This window comes from Mycolicibacterium pulveris, from assembly GCF_010725725.1.
Classification (GTDB): domain Bacteria; phylum Actinomycetota; class Actinomycetes; order Mycobacteriales; family Mycobacteriaceae; genus Mycobacterium; species Mycobacterium pulveris.
Genome location: NZ_AP022599.1, coordinates 1576518 through 1593327, shown reverse-complemented (window position 1 = coordinate 1593327; position 16810 = coordinate 1576518). Strand labels below are relative to the sequence as shown.

The 16810-nt window shown below is 69.3% G+C and carries 24 protein-coding genes; 19 read left to right on the top strand and 5 right to left on the bottom strand.

The window, feature by feature from the left end:
- Nucleotides 1-8: 8 nt before the first annotated feature.
- From G6N28_RS07880 to G6N28_RS07840, 9 genes are all read left to right on the top strand, one after another.
- A complete protein-coding gene (locus G6N28_RS07880; protein ID WP_163899074.1) occupies nucleotides 9-380 on the top strand; it encodes a hypothetical protein in 372 nt (123 codons plus the stop codon).
- Nucleotides 377-871, top strand: a complete 495-nt coding sequence (locus G6N28_RS07875) for a transport-regulating membrane protein Mce1N (RefSeq protein ID WP_163899070.1) — start codon at nucleotides 377-379, stop codon at nucleotides 869-871. The genes G6N28_RS07880 and G6N28_RS07875 overlap by 4 nt, the downstream gene beginning before the upstream one ends.
- On the top strand, nucleotides 868-1101 hold the full coding sequence (locus G6N28_RS07870; RefSeq protein ID WP_163899068.1) for a hypothetical protein: 234 nt from the start codon (nucleotides 868-870) through the stop codon (nucleotides 1099-1101). The genes G6N28_RS07875 and G6N28_RS07870 overlap by 4 nt, the downstream gene beginning before the upstream one ends.
- A 149-nt stretch (nucleotides 1102-1250) precedes the next feature.
- Complete coding sequence (locus tag G6N28_RS07865) at nucleotides 1251-2126, top strand: oxygenase MpaB family protein (protein WP_163899064.1); 876 nt, start codon at nucleotides 1251-1253, stop codon at nucleotides 2124-2126.
- Nucleotides 2107-2706, top strand: coding sequence for a TetR/AcrR family transcriptional regulator (locus tag G6N28_RS07860; RefSeq protein ID WP_163899061.1), 600 nt, complete (start codon nucleotides 2107-2109; stop codon nucleotides 2704-2706). The genes G6N28_RS07865 and G6N28_RS07860 overlap by 20 nt, the downstream gene beginning before the upstream one ends.
- A 68-nt stretch (nucleotides 2707-2774) precedes the next feature.
- Nucleotides 2775-3044, top strand: a complete 270-nt coding sequence (locus G6N28_RS07855; RefSeq protein WP_163899058.1) for a hypothetical protein — start codon at nucleotides 2775-2777, stop codon at nucleotides 3042-3044.
- Nucleotides 3045-3063: 19 nt separating this feature from the next.
- A complete protein-coding gene (locus G6N28_RS07850; RefSeq protein ID WP_163899054.1) occupies nucleotides 3064-3546 on the top strand; it encodes a pyridoxamine 5'-phosphate oxidase family protein in 483 nt (160 codons plus the stop codon).
- Nucleotides 3547-3603: 57 nt separating this feature from the next.
- The gene (locus G6N28_RS07845) at nucleotides 3604-4962 is read left to right on the top strand and encodes a cytochrome P450 (RefSeq protein WP_163899051.1); all 1359 of its coding nucleotides are present in this window, start codon (nucleotides 3604-3606) and stop codon (nucleotides 4960-4962) included.
- A 100-nt stretch (nucleotides 4963-5062) separates the two neighbouring features.
- The gene (locus G6N28_RS07840) at nucleotides 5063-5536 is read left to right on the top strand and encodes a lipoprotein LpqH (protein ID WP_163899048.1); all 474 of its coding nucleotides are present in this window, start codon (nucleotides 5063-5065) and stop codon (nucleotides 5534-5536) included.
- Nucleotides 5537-5567: 31 nt separating this feature from the next.
- Here G6N28_RS07840 and G6N28_RS27260 read toward each other — a convergent pair whose 3' ends face one another.
- Both G6N28_RS27260 and G6N28_RS07830 read right to left on the bottom strand, forming a co-directional pair.
- On the bottom strand, nucleotides 5568-6896 hold the full coding sequence (locus G6N28_RS27260) for an AAA family ATPase (RefSeq protein ID WP_163899045.1): 1329 nt from the start codon (nucleotides 6894-6896) through the stop codon (nucleotides 5568-5570).
- Nucleotides 6897-6924: 28 nt separating this feature from the next.
- Nucleotides 6925-7107 (bottom strand): hypothetical protein, encoded by a 183-nt coding sequence (locus G6N28_RS07830; RefSeq protein WP_163899042.1) that lies wholly within the window; start codon nucleotides 7105-7107, stop codon nucleotides 6925-6927.
- Nucleotides 7108-7277: 170 nt separating this feature from the next.
- Here G6N28_RS07830 and G6N28_RS07825 point away from each other — a divergent pair, with 170 nt between their 5' ends.
- On the top strand, nucleotides 7278-7901 hold the full coding sequence (locus tag G6N28_RS07825; protein ID WP_163899039.1) for a universal stress protein: 624 nt from the start codon (nucleotides 7278-7280) through the stop codon (nucleotides 7899-7901).
- A 9-nt stretch (nucleotides 7902-7910) separates the two neighbouring features.
- On the opposite strand, the gene G6N28_RS07820 is transcribed toward G6N28_RS07825, so the two are convergent.
- Both G6N28_RS07820 and G6N28_RS07815 read right to left on the bottom strand, forming a co-directional pair.
- Nucleotides 7911-8294 (bottom strand): nitroreductase family deazaflavin-dependent oxidoreductase, encoded by a 384-nt coding sequence (locus tag G6N28_RS07820; protein WP_163899036.1) that lies wholly within the window; start codon nucleotides 8292-8294, stop codon nucleotides 7911-7913.
- Between the two features lie 60 nt (nucleotides 8295-8354).
- Nucleotides 8355-8657, bottom strand: a complete 303-nt coding sequence (locus tag G6N28_RS07815) for a hypothetical protein (protein ID WP_163899033.1) — start codon at nucleotides 8655-8657, stop codon at nucleotides 8355-8357.
- Between the two features lie 76 nt (nucleotides 8658-8733).
- Between G6N28_RS07815 and hemL the strand changes: the two genes are divergently transcribed.
- The 7 genes from hemL to G6N28_RS07780 are packed head-to-tail and all read left to right on the top strand — an operon-like array spanning nucleotide 8734 to nucleotide 15884.
- Nucleotides 8734-10050 carry a glutamate-1-semialdehyde 2,1-aminomutase gene (gene hemL / locus G6N28_RS07810; protein ID WP_163899030.1) on the top strand — a complete coding sequence of 439 codons (1317 nt, stop codon included), beginning with the start codon at nucleotides 8734-8736 and terminating at the stop codon, nucleotides 10048-10050.
- Entirely contained in the window at nucleotides 10047-10658 is a 612-nt protein-coding gene (locus G6N28_RS07805) for a histidine phosphatase family protein (RefSeq protein WP_163899027.1), read from the top strand. The genes hemL and G6N28_RS07805 overlap by 4 nt, the downstream gene beginning before the upstream one ends.
- Complete coding sequence (locus G6N28_RS07800; RefSeq protein ID WP_235674500.1) at nucleotides 10655-11251, top strand: TlpA disulfide reductase family protein; 597 nt, start codon at nucleotides 10655-10657, stop codon at nucleotides 11249-11251. Before G6N28_RS07805 ends, G6N28_RS07800 begins: the two co-directional genes overlap by 4 nt.
- The gene (locus tag G6N28_RS07795; protein ID WP_163899021.1) at nucleotides 11248-12090 is read left to right on the top strand and encodes a cytochrome c biogenesis CcdA family protein; all 843 of its coding nucleotides are present in this window, start codon (nucleotides 11248-11250) and stop codon (nucleotides 12088-12090) included. Before G6N28_RS07800 ends, G6N28_RS07795 begins: the two co-directional genes overlap by 4 nt.
- A complete protein-coding gene (resB, locus tag G6N28_RS07790) occupies nucleotides 12087-13745 on the top strand; it encodes a cytochrome c biogenesis protein ResB (protein ID WP_163899018.1) in 1659 nt (552 codons plus the stop codon). Before G6N28_RS07795 ends, resB begins: the two co-directional genes overlap by 4 nt.
- Nucleotides 13742-14743: a c-type cytochrome biogenesis protein CcsB gene (gene ccsB / locus G6N28_RS07785; protein ID WP_163899015.1), complete on the top strand. Its 1002-nt coding sequence runs from the start codon at nucleotides 13742-13744 to the stop codon at nucleotides 14741-14743. Before resB ends, ccsB begins: the two co-directional genes overlap by 4 nt.
- A gap of 55 nt (nucleotides 14744-14798) precedes the next feature.
- On the top strand, nucleotides 14799-15884 hold the full coding sequence (locus G6N28_RS07780) for a MinD/ParA family ATP-binding protein (protein WP_235674742.1): 1086 nt from the start codon (nucleotides 14799-14801) through the stop codon (nucleotides 15882-15884).
- A gap of 6 nt (nucleotides 15885-15890) precedes the next feature.
- Here G6N28_RS07780 and G6N28_RS07775 read toward each other — a convergent pair whose 3' ends face one another.
- Entirely contained in the window at nucleotides 15891-16052 is a 162-nt protein-coding gene (locus tag G6N28_RS07775; protein WP_164890155.1) for a hypothetical protein, read from the bottom strand.
- Between the two features lie 54 nt (nucleotides 16053-16106).
- Between G6N28_RS07775 and G6N28_RS07770 the strand changes: the two genes are divergently transcribed.
- Together G6N28_RS07770 and G6N28_RS07765 are read left to right on the top strand one after the other, a co-directional pair.
- The gene (locus G6N28_RS07770) at nucleotides 16107-16415 is read left to right on the top strand and encodes a DUF4229 domain-containing protein (protein WP_163899007.1); all 309 of its coding nucleotides are present in this window, start codon (nucleotides 16107-16109) and stop codon (nucleotides 16413-16415) included.
- A gap of 43 nt (nucleotides 16416-16458) precedes the next feature.
- Complete coding sequence (locus G6N28_RS07765) at nucleotides 16459-16803, top strand: ester cyclase (protein ID WP_163899004.1); 345 nt, start codon at nucleotides 16459-16461, stop codon at nucleotides 16801-16803.
- Nucleotides 16804-16810: the final 7 nt, after the last annotated feature.

The following is a 16810-nucleotide window of genomic DNA, read 5'->3' as shown; positions in this document are numbered from 1 at the left end:
TGCTCGAAATGACTGCTCCACAGCCGCGACCCGGCCTTGTCACCGCTGCGTTTTGGTGCTGGGCGGCAGCCGCGGTGATGCTGATGGTGGGCGGGTTGCTGACCGCCTCGGTGAGCCTGCCTGCGGTGTTTCGCGTCGCAGGCGTCGTCACCGCCGTGGTCGGTGCCGTGCTGGCGTATCTGGCCGGTCGAAGCCGCACCGGCGACACCCGGTTCCGCCGGGCCGCGGTGGCGCTGGCGGTGGTGACCGCGGCGTGGATCGGCCTGACCGCGGCGCTCGGCGTCGTGCACATCCTCACGCTGTCGGCGATCCTGCCGCTGATCGCAGGCGCGGTGTTGATGACCCGGCGCCGTGAGGCCGTCCAGGAGGAAGCGCAGTGACCCGGAGCAGCGAAACACCGACGCAGGTGTTGTTCTACGAGCAAGGCGCGAGTTGGTGGTGGGTGCTGGCCGGTCCCGCCGCCGGAGTTTCGATGGGCCTGATCCAGGCGTCGGCCGGATACGGGTTCCAGTGGCTGGTGCCAGGCATCTTCTTGGTGCTGGTGTCGGGATTTCTGGCCATCCAGGTCAAGGCGGCGCGCATCCACACCTCCGTCGAGTTGACCCCGGAGACGCTGCGCCAGGGCACCGAACGGATCAGCATCGACGAGATCGTGCGCGTCTATCCGGAGGCCACGGGCCCCGAAACCCCGAAATGGCAGTCGTTTCGGGCGCTCGGCGAACTGACCGGCGTGCCGCGCGGCCGCACGGGGATCGGTCTGAAGTTGACCAACGACCGCGGCGCGCAGGCGTGGGCGCGTAAGCACCAGCGGCTGCGCATGGCGCTGACCCAGCTGGTCGAGGAGCGCATACCGCCGGACCGCGCGCCGTGAGGGCTTCGGTTCGCGCCGCGGTGCTGTTGGCGTTGGCCGTGGCCGCGGCGCTGGGGTGCGTGCTGAGCTGGTTGGCGGCCAGTTCGACAGTCGGGGTGGCCCCGGTGCTGGAAGGCGAGCCCGGCACGACATCGGTGGTCTACAGCGCGCCGCTGCTGGGCCTGTCGCTGCTGCTGGCGACCGTGGCGGGTGTGCTGGCCGTGCTGGGCCTGGCCCGGTTGCGCCGCTGAACTCCCGCGCCGCGCCCTGCGTTCGCCGAGATCGACGCAATGGTGAGAAACACTCGCACTTTCCCGCCGGTTTGTCCCTTTCGGCGTGCCTGGTGAGAGGCGCCTCACAACCGCTTGGTACAAAGTTCAGAATTTGTAACACTGTTGCAATGACCGAACTGGTGGAGAAGACCGAGCACCTCGACGACGCGCTGCCGCTGGGCCCGCAGTCGCTGGTCTGGCGCTATTTCGGCGACAACAGGATGTTCCTGATCGGGCCGCGGCCCGCGGTGCTGCAGAACATGCTCGCCGAGCTCGGCCAGGGCGTGCTCGACCACTCGGTGTTCTTCGACGACACCGCCGCGCGGGTCAAGCGCTCGCTGCCGCCGATCTTCAACACCGTCTACGGCACCGACGACGACCACCCGGGCGCCCAGGTCCGCGACTTCCACACCGAGATCAAGGGCGAGATGCCCAGTGAGTTCGGGGCAGGGCAGCGCTACCACGCGCTGGATCCCGAAACCTACTTCTGGGCGCATGCCACCTTCGTCGAACAGGTGCTGTACTTCGCCGACACCTTCGTCAAGCGGCTGACCCGCGAGGAGAAGGAGCAGATCTACCTCGAGTCGAAGACGTGGTACCGCCGCTACGGCGTCAGCGACCGGCCGATGCCGGCCACCTACGCCGAGTTCGAGCGTTACTGGGACCGGATGCTCGACGAGATCGTCGTCGCCCACCCCACCGCGAAATACGGCGTCGGCTATGTGACCAAGGGCTTTCCGTGCCCCAAGGGCGTGCATCCGGTCGCGTGGCGGCTGATCGCGCCGATCTTCAACCCGCTGGCGGCCTTCCTGACCACCGGCGGCCTGCCGCCGCGCGCCCGGGACCTGCTCGGCCTGCCGTGGAGTGACCGCCAGGAACGCCGGTACCAGCGCTTCGCCGCGTTCTGGCGCACGCGCCCGGTGAACTGGCTGTGGGACCGGCTGCCAATGCGGTTGCGGTACAACGGCTATGCGTGCAAGGGCTATGTCACAGCCAGAGGCTGACGCCACCACTCGCGCGATCCTCGACGCCGCCGTCGTCGAGTTCGAACAGCACGGGTTCCGCCGGGTGGCATTGGAAGACGTCGCCCGCCGCGCCGGCGTCAGCCGCACCACGATCTACCGGCGCTTCGTCAACAAGGACGAGCTGATCGCCGCCGTCATCGACGACGAGAACGTGACGCTGTTCGCCGACATCGCCACCGAACTGAAACAGGCCGGGCCGCAGTCGAACTACTACGTCGAGGCGTTCACCCACTCGATCCTGAAGTTCCGCAGCCACCGGGTGCTGCACCGGATGGTCACCGACGAGCCGGCGCTGGTGCTGCAGTTGGCCAACCAACACTGGGACGCGGCGATCGAGCGGATGGCCGGCGCGCTGCGGACCATCTTCCCGCCCGGCTTCGACGAACGGATCGGCGCGGATGCGGTCGACGAGTTGGCCGACACGATCCTGCGCTACGCCGCGATGGTGTTGCTGCTGCCCAGCGCCACCCCGCTGGACACCGCCGACGACATCCGGGCCTTCGCCACCCGCCACTTCCTGCCCAGCCTGCCCGCCGCGCTGCGCACCGTGTCCGCCTAGCCCGAAAGCGGGGGGTCGGAGGGCGCTGGCCGGTTTTGTCTGGGCCTGGCGGGGGCAGACAGTAGGCCATGAACGACGACAGACGGCACAGCGCCGAACCCCGCACCGATGACCACCATCAGGTCGTCGACAAACCCGACGACCCGCCACCCACCGAAAAGCCCGAGGTGACAGAGGAACACCGGCAAAAGGCCAAGGAGATGGCCAAGGACTACGACGACACCCGAGAGACCATCACGATGCCCGGCACCGGCGGCGCGGTCTCGGGCACCGCCGTCAACGAATGGGTCGACGACGAGGGCAACCCGAAATACAGCGACCGCAAGGACGACGCGTAACCCGCGTAGAGTGCCCGGCGTGACCTCGCTGGAGCAGATCGCGCCCGCGTTCGTCGAGATGGCGCACTCGATCGTGTGGGCATCGGTGGCCACCGTCGACGCCAACGGCCGTCCACGCACCCGGATCCTGCATCCGATCTGGGAGTGGGACGGAACCGACCTGTTCGGCTGGATCGCGACGGTGCCCAGCCCGGTGAAGAAGGCGCATCTGGCCGCCCACCCCGAGGTGTCGGTGAGCTACTGGTCGCCCAGCCACGACACCTGCAGCGCCGAGTGCCTCGTCGAGTGGTACCTCGACGACGAGACGCGCGCCGCCGTCTGGGACAAGTTCGCCAACGCCTCCGAGCCCGTCGGCTACGACCCGCGCATCATCCCGATGTGGCGCGATGGCCCGACATCCGATCAGTTCGCGGTGCTGCGGCTCAGCCCGTACCGGATCCGGGTGATGGCGGGCACCGTGATGACGCAGGGCCGGGGCGCTCCGCTGCTGTGGGCCGCCTGACGGCAAACCGCGGGACCCGCTCGCGCGCGGCGCAGGCGCTGCGTCATGATCGAAGCCATGACGACGACGCTTGACGTCGCCAGCCTGCCGCTGGTGCCGAAGAATCCGCTGCCGTTCTGGCGGCTGGTGAAGCTCGTACGCAGGCTCGACACCGGCCAGGAGGAGATCCGCGACGCCGGCGGACGCATCACGCGAATCCAGTTCGGGCCGAAGTGGCTGTTCCCGCCGATCGTGGCGGTGATGTCACCCAACGCCATGCGCGACGTGCTGGGCCGCAAAGACGCGTCCTCGGAGCGCTGCATCATCCACGAGGAAGTGCGCAACATGGCAGGCGACAGCCTGTTCGTGCTGCCCAACGAGCTGTGGCGGCCGCGCAAACGGGCGCTGCAACCGGTGTTCACCAAGCACAACGTGCGCGACTTCGGCGGCCACATGTCCGCGGCGGCGCAACGGTTCGTCGATCGCTGGCCCGACGGCGGCGAGGTCGACCTGGACCTGGAGTGCCGCAAGGTGGCCATGCAGTCGTTGGGCCGGTCGGTGCTCGGCATCGACCTCAACGAACGCGCCGAGACGATCGCGCGGTGCATGCACGTGGCGTCGTCGTACACCGCCGACCGGGCGTTGCGGCCGGTGCGGGCACCGCGCTGGCTGCCGACGCCCGCGCGTCGACGCGCCGCTGCCGCGGTCGCCGAGATGCGCCAGATCACCGACGACATGGTGCACGCCTGCCGGGCCGATCCGCACCGGGACGCGCCGCTGGTGCAGGCGCTGATCGCGGCCACCGACCCCGAGACCGGCAAGCCGCTGTCCGACGAGGACATCTCCAACGATCTGCTGATCTTCATGCTGGCCGGGCACGACACCACCGCCACGGCGCTCACCCACACGCTGTGGATCCTGGGCCATCACCCCGACGTGCAGGCCCGGGTGGCCGAGGAGGCCGCCGCGATCGGCGACCGCGAGCTGACGCCGCAGGACGTGCCCCGGCTGGACTACACCGTGCAGGTGCTGCACGAGTCGCTGCGGCTGTGCCCGCCCGCCGCGGGCGTCGCACGCCTGGCCACCCAGGAGATCGCCGTGGACGGCTACCGCGTGGAGAAGGGCAGCCTGCTGGCGGTGGGGTTGTACGCGCTGCATCACGATCCTCAGCTGTGGCCCGACCCGATGGCGTTCGACCCCGACCGGTTCAGCCCGGAGAACGTCAAGGCCCGCGACCGCTGGCAGTTCCTGCCGTTTCTCGGCGGGGGCCGGCCGTGCATCGGTGAACACTTCGCGCGGTTGGAGACGACGCTGGCGTTGGGCACCATCCTGCGGGCCCTCGAGATCCGTTCGCTCGACGACGAGTTCCACTGCGAGGTGCCGTTCACCACGGTGGCCAAGGGCCCGATCCGGGCCCGGCTGCGTCCGCGCGGCTGACGTCGACCCGGGAAAAATGGGGTAGTTCACTACCCCAGCCGCGCACACCCTCCCGAAATACGTTGCTCCTGACGGTCACAGCACACGAAGGAGCAGGGTCGTGAAGCGTGGGTTCTTGATCGCGACGAGCGGTGCGATGCTCATCATCGCCGGGATGTCCGGCTGTTCGTCGGATGACAAGTCCGAGGGTGCCGCCGACCCGGGAACCGCCAGCGCCGCACCGGCCGGATCAAGCGGTGGCGCCACCAAGGTGTCGATCGACGGGCAGGATCAAGACGTCGAGGGCACCGTCGTGTGCTCCAGCATGGGCGGAAACCTGAACATCGCCATCGGCGACGCGATGACCGGCATCGGGGCGGTGTTGAGCGAGGACGGCTCGACCGTGCAATCGGTCGGCCTCGGCAACGTCAACGGCGTGACGCTGGGCTTCCAGAGCGGCACCGGTCAGGGTGAGGCGAAGGTCGAAAAGAACGGCGACACCTACAAGATCTCGGGCACCGCCACCGGCGTCGACATGGCCAATCCCATGCAGCCCGTCAACAAGCCCTTCGAGATCGCGGTGACCTGCCCGTAGCCATTACAGGCGCGGATGGAGGGCGCTCATGTCAAAGCGGAACTCGACATCGACAACTGACAACAACGCCAAGATCACCGCCGCGGCGGCGGCTGGGCTGCTGATGGTCGGGGGCGTGAGCGTCGCGGCGCAGCAACCACCGCCGTCGACCCCCGTCGACTCCACCGCCACGGTGCGGGCCGCGGCGCCTCCGCCGATGGCGTTGACGTCGTCGACATCGTCGCAAGCGTGGAATCCGTTGGCGGCGCCCGAAGGTCCTCCGTCGAGCGAAGGCGACCCCGCGGGATCCGGAGCCGCGGGCGACACCGTCCTCGCGGTCAGTGCCGCCGTCGAAGACTTCACCGCCGACGCCAACTCGGTGACGTCGGCAGGCGCCAACTTCTTTGCACCGCTGGTGTTTGCGACACCGCAAGGAGGTGCCGCCGGCGACGGGCCGTCGGTGCCGCAGGCGTTGAACACCCAAGCGTTGTTCGGCGGCGGGGCTTTCCTGGGCCTGATCGGCCCGGGCGGTCTGCTGATCGGCGACGGCCTCGACGCCACGTGCGCCGGCTGCCCGGGCGGCAACGGCGGACTGCTGTGGGGAAACGGTGGAAAGGGCGGCGACGGCGTCTTGGTCGGAGGCGGCGACCTTGGTCATCCGCGCCTCGATCAGCTCGACGAGCGTCGGGGACAGCTGCGGGTGCCCGTCCCACAGCCACACCCCGGCGCATCGGGAGATCCGGCCGGCGTTCACCTCGTTGTCCAGCAGGTGCCGCAGATAGAGCGCATTGCCCTGGGTGTACTGCCAAAGCCGTTGCGCGCTGAACGAATCCACCGGCCCGGCCAGCACATGCTGCACCAGGTCCGCGATTTCCGGCAGCGAAAGTGGCTGCAGTTCAAGGCGTTCCAGATGCTGGTCTTTCCAGATCGCGGTGATCGCGTCCGGCGGCGACTCGCCCGAGCGGATCGTCAGGATGACGGTGGCCAGCCGTCGCGTGACGAGTTGGTTCACGGTGAACGCCGACAGGTCGTCGAGTAGGTGGGCGTCGTCGACCCCGACGACGACCTCGCCGCGGCGCGCATCCCCGATCAGTCCGTCGATCACTTCGCGGACCCGCCGCAGCGGATCCGGGCCGAAGTCGCTGGCGATGTCGATGAAGGCACCCAGCGGAACACTGCGCGACGACGCCGTGCCGGCGATCCAGTATCGGCGGGCGCCGCGCGGGCCGCAGCGTGCGACGGCTTCGCGCGCCAGCCGCGTCTTGCCGACGCCGGGCGAACCGGATAACACGATCCCGCGGGAGCGATCCGCTGCCCGCGTGGCCTCGGCGATGACCGCCAGTTCCTCTGACCGCCCTACCAGCGGCCAGCCCTGGATCACCGGAAAATTCTAGCCGCTACCGGCGCGTTCAGGACGGCGTCTGCCTCGATGCGGCGGCCAGCTTGGCCTCGGCCACCCGCATGAATGTCGGGAGGGCATCCAGGTCGACGCCGACCCGATCGGCGATCACCTCGTCGTCGACGCCGGCGGCCCGCAACCGCAGTGCGGTCGCGTACGGCAACGGCAGCCGTGCCAGCGGTTCGGCCGACATGGACCAAGGTTGACGGCGCCGTCGGGGGCGCGCTGGGGTAACCCGCTACCCCAGTTGCGTTGCCTTGTTGCCGTGTGGTCGTGTGGTCTTGTTGCGCAAAGGGACATTTGGGACGAAAAGTTCGAGTAAAAGTCGACAAAACGTCGATCTCGGCCCGGGGGAAACCAGGTATGGACACTGTCGCCTTCAGAGTGGCGTTTCTGGTCGTGTGGTTCGGCACCGGCGCGATCACCGGGCTGTGGTTGGCCCGCCGCGGCCACGACCTCCGCTGGATCCCGATCGCGTTGGTGCTCGGCCCGATCTTCGTCCCGATCGCGCTGGAACGCGCGGACCGCGGTGGGCCGCGGCGGGTGTCGACCGGCGACGACGACGCAGCACCGAGCGTTGGGCCGCGTGTCCTGGTGGGCTGGGACGGGTCCGCGCAGGCGGCAGCCGCGCTCGACGCCGCGCAGCGACTGTTCGGCGGGGACGGTGAACTCGTCCTGGCCGAGGTGGTGCCCTACGAGGCCGCCGAGGATCCCCAGCAAGCGGTGGTGGCCACGGCCGACGCGGAGTTGAACGCCGTCGCGGCCAAGATCGGGCGACCAGACCGACCGCCCCGGCACGAAGTGCTCGTCGGCGCCGCCGGAGAAGCGCTGGCCCACCGCGCTCAACAGCTGGAGGCCGACGTCATCGCCGTCGGTCGCCGCGGCCGCGGCGTGAGCCGGCTGCTGCTCGGCAGCGTCTCCTCCTATCTGCTCGAGCACTCCCCGGTGCCGGTGCTCATCGTCGACCCCGCGCACATGCGAGTGTGAGCCGGCAGCTCAGGGTGCCCGACGCAGCAGCACCGCCTGCTCGAACGGCATTCGCCCGAAGACGAACCGAGCCATGCCGGTCCCGTGCTCGGCGGCCTCGGCTTTGCTGACCACACGGGGATCAGCCACGGTGAAGGTGCGGCCGTGCCGCTTTATCCGGGCATTGCCGGCGGCCGTGATGTTCTTCAACCAGTCGCGGTTCGGCCCGTAGGTGAGCAGGATCGCGACCCCGTCCGCGGTGGAGAACACCGTCAACGGCGTGCGATAGGGCTTGCCGGACTTGCGGCCGACGTGCTCGAGGATGCCGAACGTCGGCGCCCAGCCCGCCCACAGCCGTTGGATCGGGTTCGTGACGTGTCGATTGAACCGGGCCAGCCATTGCGGGAGTTGCATAACAGCCATCAAACCCGTACGACGTGGCCCACCTCAAGGCGGTTGGTTGAGCGCGAAGGGCTAGGATGAGTGCACTGCGAACCAGGCCGTTTGGGATTCGCACTTGAAGATCGCCGGCGGCACAGAGGCGTCGTAGCAGATGTACTCGTAGAGGTACTGCTCTTCGTCGAAACTGTAGATGTCGTAGGCCTGAGCCACGTAATAGGCGTCGGTACAGTTGACGTCGCCCTCGAGGACTTCGATCTGGTACTCCTCGACCGGCGCACACCACGACCCATGTTGTGCCGCCGAGATGCCGGCACCGGGTGCGGCGACTGCCAGCGCGGCGGAGGCCAGCAAAGTGAGTCGTAACAGCCTGCTCATCCGACTCATCGTGTCACAACGGCCACTGCTACACCCTGTAGTTGACGGTTTGCACGGTGCTGGGACACTGGTGGCCATGCGTGCTGACCAGATCTCCACCGAGGTATCGGCGCGGCTGTTCGCCGACGCCAGTGGGGTCATCCCCGGCGGGGTGAACTCGCCGGTGCGGGCCTTCGCCTCGGTCGGCGGCACCCCCCGGTTCATCACCTCGGCCAGCGGCTACTGGCTCACCGACGCCGACGGCAACCGCTACGTCGACCTGGTCTGCTCCTGGGGCCCCATGATCCTGGGCCACGCCCACCCGGCCGTCGTCGACGCCGTGCAGCGCGTCGCCGCCGCCGGCCTGTCCTTCGGCGCCCCGACCCCGTCGGAGACCGAGCTGGCCGCCGAGATCGTGGCCCGCGTCGCCCCGGTCGAGCGGCTGCGGCTGGTCAACTCCGGCACCGAGGCCACCATGAGCGCGATCCGGCTGGCCCGCGGCTACGCCGGCCGGCCCAAGATCATCAAGTTCGCCGGCTGCTACCACGGGCACAGCGACGCGCTGCTGGCCGACGCGGGCTCGGGGGTGGCGACGCTGGGGCTGCCGTCCTCGCCGGGGGTGACAGGTGCCGCGGCCGCCGACACGATCGTGCTGCCCTATAACGACGTCCCCGCCGTCGAAGAGGCGTTCGGCCGGTTCGGCGACGAGATCGCCTGCGTCATCACCGAAGCCAGCCCCGGCAACATGGGCACCGTGGCGCCGCAACCGGGCTACAACGCCGCGCTGCGCCGCATCACCGCCGACGCCGGCGCGCTGTTGATCCTCGACGAGGTGATGACCGGGTTCCGGGTGAGCCGATCCGGTTGGTACGGCATCGATCCCGTCGACGCCGACCTGTTCACGTTCGGCAAGGTGATGAGCGGCGGGCTGCCCGCCGCGGCGTTCGGCGGCCGCGCCGAGGTGATGGACCGGCTCGCCCCGCTCGGGCCGGTGTATCAGGCCGGAACGCTGTCGGGCAATCCGGTGGCGATGGCCGCCGGGCTCGCCACGCTGCGCGCCGCGGACGACGCCGCCTACGCCGCGCTGGACGCCAACGCCGACCGGCTGGCCGGTCTGCTCGGGCAGGCATTGACCGAAGCCGGTGTGGCGCACCAGGTTCAGCGCGCCGGGAACATGCTGTCGGTGTTCTTCACCGAGCGGCCGGTCACCGACTTCGCGTCGGCGCGGGCATCCGAGACGTGGCGCTTCCCGGCGTTCTTCCACGCGCTGCTCGACGCGGGCATCTATCCGCCACCAAGTGCCTTCGAGACATGGTTTGTCTCAACGGTATTGGACGACGAGGCGTTCGAGCGCATCGCCGCGGCCCTGCCCGGCGCCGCGCGCGCCGCAGCGGAAGCGAGCCGGCCCGAATGAGCAGCAGTAGGACCACCGTGCACGTGATGCGGCACGGCGAGGTGTACAACCCTGACGGCATCCTGTACGGCCGTCTCGAGGGTTACCACCTGTCCGAGCGGGGCCACGCCCAGGCCGAGAAGGTGGCCGAGTACCTGGCCGGCCGCGACATCGTGCTGGTGGTGGCCTCGCCGTTGCAGCGCGCACAGGAAACCGCCACCCCGCTCGCCAAGCGGCTGGACCTGCCGATCGACACCGACGAAGATCTCATCGAGTCGCTCAACATCTTTGAGGGCCAGCGGGTCTCGCCCGGTGACGGTGCACTGCGCGATCCTCGCAACTGGCGTCACCTGTGGAACCCGCTGCGGCCGTCCTGGGGTGAGCCGTACCGCGAGATCGCCGCCCGGATGCGCCGCGCCGTCGATCGGGCCCGTGAGGGTGCGCGGGGCCGGGAGGCGGTGGTGGTGAGCCATCAGCTGCCCGTGGAGATCCTGCGCCGGTCGCTGACCGGCAAGCGGTTCGCGCACGACCCGCGCAAGCGCCAATGCGGCCTGGCGTCGCTGAACTCGTTCGTCTACGACGGCGAGACGCTCGTCGACTGGTACTACCGCGAGCCGGCGCAGCAGTGAAGCGGTGGGTGGTCCTCGTGGGCGCGGTCCTGGCCGTGCTCACCGGATGCGCCACCGGTGACGACGCCGTCGCGCAGGGCGGCACCTTCGAGTTCGTCGCACCCGGCGGGCAGACCGACATCTTCTACGATCCGCCCGAGAACCGCGGCCGCCCAGGATCGTTGACCGGCCCCGACCTGATGGACCCGACCAAGACCATTTCGCTCGACGACTTCGCGGGCGAGATCGTGGTGATCAACGTGTGGGGGCAGTGGTGTGCACCGTGCCGCACCGAGATCACGCAGCTGCAGCAGGTGTACGACGCGACCCGTGATCTCGGCGTGCAGTTCCTCGGGATCGACGTTCGCGACCACAACCGCGATGCCGCAAGCGATTTCATCAAAGACCGCCACATCACCTTTCCGTCCATCTACGACCCGGCGATGCGCACGATGATCGCCTTCGGCGGCAGGTATCCGACCACGGTCATCCCGTCGACGGTGGTGCTGGACCGCGAGCACCGGGTCGCCGCGGTGTTCCTGCGCGAGCTGCTCGCCGAGGACCTGCAGCCGGTTCTGGAACGGCTGGCCACCGAGCCGGAGCCGAAGACGTGACCGGGTTCGCCGAGATCGCCGCTGCCGGACCGGTACTGCTGGCGCTGGGGGTGTGTGTGCTGGCCGGCCTGGTGTCGTTCGCCTCGCCGTGTGTGGTGCCGCTGGTGCCCGGCTATCTGTCGTATCTGGCCGCGGTGGTGGGCGTCTCCCCGGACGCCACTTCTCGCCCAAACCGACGTTTTGGCGGAAATGTGCGAGAAGAATCCGCCAAAACGTCGGTCTCGACGGCCGCCGGGGCGAGCACGGGCGGCGTGCGACTGCGGGTCGCCGGGGCGGCCGCACTGTTCGTCACGGGTTTCACCGTCGTGTTCGTGCTCGGCACCGTGGCCGTACTGGGTATGACGACGACGCTGATCACCAACCAGCTTCTGCTGCAACGCATCGGCGGCGTCCTCACGATCGTGATGGGGCTGGTGTTCGTCGGCTTCATCCCCGCGCTGCAGCGCGATGCACGCTTCACGCCGCGGCAGGTGTCGACCGTCGCCGGCGCACCACTGCTCGGCGCGGTCTTCGCGCTGGGCTGGACCCCGTGCCTGGGCCCCACCCTGACCGGGGTGATCACAGTGGCGTCGGCGACCGACGGCGCCAACGTGGCCCGCGGCGTCGCGCTGGTGCTGGCTTACTGCTTCGGGTTGGGAATCCCGTTCGTGCTGCTGGCCTTCGGCTCCGCGGGCGCCGTTCAGGGGTTGAGCTGGTTGCGTCGGCACACCCGCACCATTCAGATCATCGGCGGCGTCCTGCTGCTGTTGGTCGGCACCGCCTTGGTGACCGGGGTGTGGAACGACTTCGTGTCCTGGGTGCGCGACGCCTTCGTATCCGACGTCACCTTGCCGATATGAGCGCCACTTTCGCCCCGCGAGCAGACGTGAAAACCCCTAAAAGCAGTGGTTTCAGGGGGTATTCACGCCTGCTCGCGCAGAAACTGCGCAACACCTGGCGCACGCTGACGTCGATGGGCACCGCGCTGGTGCTGCTGTTCCTGCTCGCCCTCGCCGCGATCCCTGGCGCGCTGCTGCCGCAACGCAACCTCAACGAGGCGAAAGTCCAGCAGTACATCGCCGAGCACCCGACGATCGGGCCCTGGCTGGACCGGCTGCAGGCCTTCGACGTGTTCTCCAGCTTCTGGTTCACCGCCATCTACGTGCTGCTGTTCATCTCGCTGGTCGGCTGCCTGACCCCGCGCACGATCGAACACATCCGCAGCCTGCGCGCCACCCCCGTGCCCGCCCCCCGCAACCTGGGCCGGCTCCCCAAACACCACACCGCCACCGTCGCCGCCGACCCACGAACCCTGGCCGCGGGCATCACCGAAAAGCTGCGCGGCTGGCGTAAAACCACCCGCACCACCGACGAGATCACCGAAATCTCCGCGGAGAAGGGCTATCTGCGCGAGTTCGGCAACATCGTGTTCCACTTCTCGCTGCTCGGCCTGCTCGTCGCGGTGGCCGCGGGCAAGATGTTCGGCTACGAGGGCAACGTCATCGTCATCGCCGACGGCGGCCCCGGGTTCTGCTCGGCATCCCCGGCCGCGTTCGACTCGTTCCGCGCGGGCAACACCGTCGACGGCACCTCGCTGCATCCGATCTGCCTGCGCGTCAACACGTTCGAGGCGGACTACCTGCCCACCGGGCAGGCCACCTCGTACGCCGCCGACATCGAGTACCAAGCCGGCGACGACCTGACCACCGGCGCCTGGCGGCCCTACCGGCTCAAGGTCAACGAGCCGCTGCGCGTCGGCGGCGACCGGGTCTATCTGCAGGGCCACGGCTATGCGCCCACGTTCACCGTGATCTTCCCCGACGGGCAGACCCGCACCCAGACGCTGCAGTTCCGGCCCGATGACTCGCTGACGCTGCTGTCGTCGGGCGCCATGCGGTTCGACCCGCCGGCGGGCACCTACCCCGACCCCGACGAGCGCCGCAAGAACCAGATCGCCATCCAGGGGCTGTTCGCGCCCACCGAACAGCTGCACGGCACCCTGCTGTCCTCGAGCTTCCCGGCGCTCAACGACCCCGCGGTCGCCGTCGACGTCTATCGCGGCGACAGCGGGCTGGACTCCGGGCGGCCGCAGTCCCTGTTCAACCTCGACGCCCGGCTGATCGAGCAGGACAGGCTGACCAAGGTGGCCCGGGTCAACCTCGGTGCCGGCGAGTCGACCCAGCTCGACGACGGCACCGTGGTGCGGTTCGACGGCGCGGTGCCGTTCATCAACGTGCAGGTGTCCCACGACCCCGCCCAGGTCTGGGTGCTGGTGTTCGCGATGACGATGATGGCCGGGCTGCTGGTGTCGCTGCTGGTGCGGCGACGACGGATCTGGGTGCGGATCACCCCGGCCGCCCCGGGTACGGTAAGCGTCGAGCTGGGCGGGCTGGCCCGCACGGACAACTCGGGGTGGGGCGACGAGTTCGAACGGTTGACCGAGCGGCTGGTGCCCGACGTGCTTGACGGCGCGGCGGATGACACGGCCCAGCGGTCACGAGAAGAGGTCACATGACTACCGACATCGACATAGGACTGGCCCGCTACTCGGACTGGGCGTTCACCTCGTCGGTGCTGGTGCTGGTGGGTGCGCTGGTGCTGCTGGCCATCGAGCTGGCCTACAGCCGCAGCCGCAAGGTCGAGCAGCGCGAGCTCGTCACGGCCGCGGGATCACCCCCCGCCGCGCGCACCGACAGCACACCCGGCGTCGTCGCCGAGCGGCCCAAGCGCCCCGTCGACGAACGCATCGGCGGCGCCGGGCTGGCCCTGGCCTACCTCGGCACCGCCCTGCTGCTGCTGTGCATCGTGCTGCGCGGCCTGGCCACCTCGCGGGTGCCATGGGGCAACATGTACGAGTTCATCAACCTCACCTGCTTCTGCGGCCTGGTCGCCGCGGCCGTGGTGCTGCGCTCCGGGCGGGCGGGACGAGCGGGCAAGTACCGCACGCTGTGGGTGTTCGTGCTCGTCCCGGTGCTGATCCTGCTGACGGTGTCGGGCCGCTGGCTCTACACCAACGCCGCCCCGGTGATGCCCGCGCTGCAGTCCTACTGGCTGCCGATCCACGTGTCGGTGGTCAGCCTCGGCTCGGGGGTGTTCCTGGTCGCCGGCGTGGCCAGCATCCTGTTCCTGCTCAAGATGTCGCCGCTGGGCGACCCGGACCGCCAGGGTGCGCTCACCCGCATCGTCGCGCGGCTGCCCGACGCGCAGACACTGGACCGGATCGCCTACCGCACAACGATCTTCGCGTTTCCGGTGTTCGGCTTCGGCGTCATCTTCGGCGCGATCTGGGCCGAGGAGGCGTGGGGCCGCTATTGGGGCTGGGACCCCAAGGAGACGGTGTCGTTCATCGCGTGGGTCATCTACGCGGCCTACCTGCACGCCCGCTCGACCGCGGGCTGGCGCCACAAGAAGGCCGCCTGGATCAACGTCGCCGGCTTCGTCGCGATGGTGTTCAACCTGTTCTTCATCAACCTCGTGACGGTCGGGCTGCACTCGTACGCGGGTGTGGGCTAGCGTGCCCGAAGATCCCGCGCACCGCGCCGACGACGCCGCGAGACCGGCCGAAACCGTGTTCGTGCCAACCGGTTTCCGTGCACAGGACCGGTTCCGCGACCCTGCCGCCGACCCGCCCCCGGAATGGACCGTCCCGACGCCGCCCAAAGGGCTGCCGCTGCCGCCCCCGCCGGCGGCCACCGAGCCGCAGGACGACCCGCCGCCGTTCCTGGACTTGTCGACGATGGCGTTGCTGCGCCAACCCAAACGCGCCCCCTCCGAAGGCTGGCGCAGGTGGCTGTACCTGGCGTCGTTCAAGCTGATCAACCTGGGCGAGGGACCCAAGGCTCAGCGCCGGCAGATGCTCGTCGCGCAGGTGCAACGCCCGCTGCGCAGCTGCTACCGGATCGCGGTGCTGTCGTTGAAGGGCGGGGTCGGCAAGACGACGATCACCGCGACGCTGGGGGCGACGCTGGCCTCCCACCGCGGGGACCGGGTCATCGCCGTCGACGCCAACCCGGACCGCGGCACGCTGAGCCAGAAGGTGCCGCTGGAGACCCCGGCCACCGTGCGTCACCTGCTGCGCGACGCCGAGGGCGTCGTCGCCTACAGCGACGTCCGCGCCTACACCTCACAAGGTCCCAGCCGGCTGGAGGTGCTGGCCTCCGAGAGCGACCCGGCGGTGTCGGAGGCGTTCAGCTCCGCGGACTACACCCGCACGCTGGACGTGCTCGAGAAGTTCTACAGCCTGGTGCTCACCGACTGCGGCACCGGGCTGATGCATTCGGCGATGGCCGCGGTGCTGGCGAAGGCCGACGCGCTGGTGGTGATCAGCTCGGGTTCGGTGGACGGCGCGCGCAGCGCCTCGGCGACGCTGGACTGGCTGGACGCGCACGGCCATCAGGACATGGTGCGCAACTCGATCGCCGTCATCAACGCGGTGCGGCCACGATCGGGCAAGGTCGACATGCGCAAGGTCGTCGACCACTTCAACCGGCGCTGCCGCGCGGTGCTGGAGGTGCCGTTTGATCCGCACCTGGAGGAAGGCGCCGAGATCAGCCTCGATCGATTGAAGCCCGAGACCCGCCAGGCGCTGCTCGAACTGGCGGCCGTGGTCGCCGACGGGTTTCCCGGCGCGAAAGCGAAACGCCCCGGCGGATAACCGCGCTCAGGGCCTGGGGTTGTCCTCGCTGCCCAGACGGCGCAGGAACTCGGGATCGTCGTCGGGCCCGATCACACGCGTTCGCGGGCGGCTCGCGGACGCCCGCGTCAGCCGCCAGCCCACATACGTCAGCCCGGCCAAAACGGAAAGCAACAGCAAGTACGCCACGGCGAAAATAACCTCCTTGCTGGAGATGATACGCGTCATCGGTAGGCTCGGGCCGTGTCCGATGGTCGTCCGGGAACCCGCCTGATAGTCGACGTGCTGGCCTACGCCGCGGCGCGGCTGGTGCTGGTCGCCGCGGTGGCCGCGGCGATCTTCGGCGCCGCGCGGCTGCTCGGGCTGGACGAGTTTCCGCTCGTGGTGGCGCTGCTGTTCGCCATCATCATCGCGCTGCCGCTGGGCATCTGGCTCTTCGCTCCGCTGCGGCGCCGCGCCACCGCCAGCATCGCGGCCTTCGACGAACGCCGGCGCAAGGACCGCGAGCAACTGCAGGCCAGGCTGCGCGGCGAAGACCCGCCGCCGTCCTGACCGGGGCCGATTACGCGCGGGGCTGGCCGGGTAGTCGAGCGGCATGGAGTCTGCCAAGGATTTGTACGAACGATGGATCTATGAGGTCTGGGCGGGTGAACCCGTCGCGGGCGAGGTGGTGACCGAGGATTTCATCGGGCACTGGCCGGACCGGGTGGTGCGCGGGCCCGCGGCGCTGCAGGAGGTGGTTGACGAGACCCACCGGATGTTCGCCGAGCTGAAGTTCGTCATCGAGGTCGAGCCGTTCGTCGAGGGAGATCTGCTGGCCGCGCGCTGGATCGGCACCGGCGCGGCCAAGGACGGCCCCAAGCGGTTCACCGGCAACGACATCCTGCGCGTGGCCGACGGCCGCTTCGCCGAGTACTGGACCGGAACGTCGGTGGCCTGACTATCCG

Coding starts and splice junctions, on each gene's coding strand:
- G6N28_RS07880 (WP_163899074.1), top strand. CDS start 9: ATGACTGCTCCACAGCCGCGACCCGGCCTTGTCACCGCTGCGTTTTGG.
- G6N28_RS07865 (WP_163899064.1), top strand. CDS start 1,251: ATGACCGAACTGGTGGAGAAGACCGAGCACCTCGACGACGCGCTGCCG.
- G6N28_RS07860 (WP_163899061.1), top strand. CDS start 2,107: ATGTCACAGCCAGAGGCTGACGCCACCACTCGCGCGATCCTCGACGCC.
- G6N28_RS07855 (WP_163899058.1), top strand. CDS start 2,775: ATGAACGACGACAGACGGCACAGCGCCGAACCCCGCACCGATGACCAC.
- G6N28_RS07845 (WP_163899051.1), top strand. CDS start 3,604: ATGACGACGACGCTTGACGTCGCCAGCCTGCCGCTGGTGCCGAAGAAT.
- G6N28_RS07830 (WP_163899042.1), bottom strand. CDS start 7,107: ATGTCGGCCGAACCGCTGGCACGGCTGCCGTTGCCGTACGCGACCGCA.
- G6N28_RS07825 (WP_163899039.1), top strand. CDS start 7,278: ATGGACACTGTCGCCTTCAGAGTGGCGTTTCTGGTCGTGTGGTTCGGC.
- G6N28_RS07820 (WP_163899036.1), bottom strand. CDS start 8,294: ATGCAACTCCCGCAATGGCTGGCCCGGTTCAATCGACACGTCACGAAC.
- G6N28_RS07815 (WP_163899033.1), bottom strand. CDS start 8,657: ATGAGCAGGCTGTTACGACTCACTTTGCTGGCCTCCGCCGCGCTGGCA.
- hemL (WP_163899030.1), top strand. CDS start 8,734: ATGCGTGCTGACCAGATCTCCACCGAGGTATCGGCGCGGCTGTTCGCC.
- G6N28_RS07805 (WP_163899027.1), top strand. CDS start 10,047: ATGAGCAGCAGTAGGACCACCGTGCACGTGATGCGGCACGGCGAGGTG.
- resB (WP_163899018.1), top strand. CDS start 12,087: ATGAGCGCCACTTTCGCCCCGCGAGCAGACGTGAAAACCCCTAAAAGC.
- ccsB (WP_163899015.1), top strand. CDS start 13,742: ATGACTACCGACATCGACATAGGACTGGCCCGCTACTCGGACTGGGCG.
- G6N28_RS07765 (WP_163899004.1), top strand. CDS start 16,459: ATGGAGTCTGCCAAGGATTTGTACGAACGATGGATCTATGAGGTCTGG.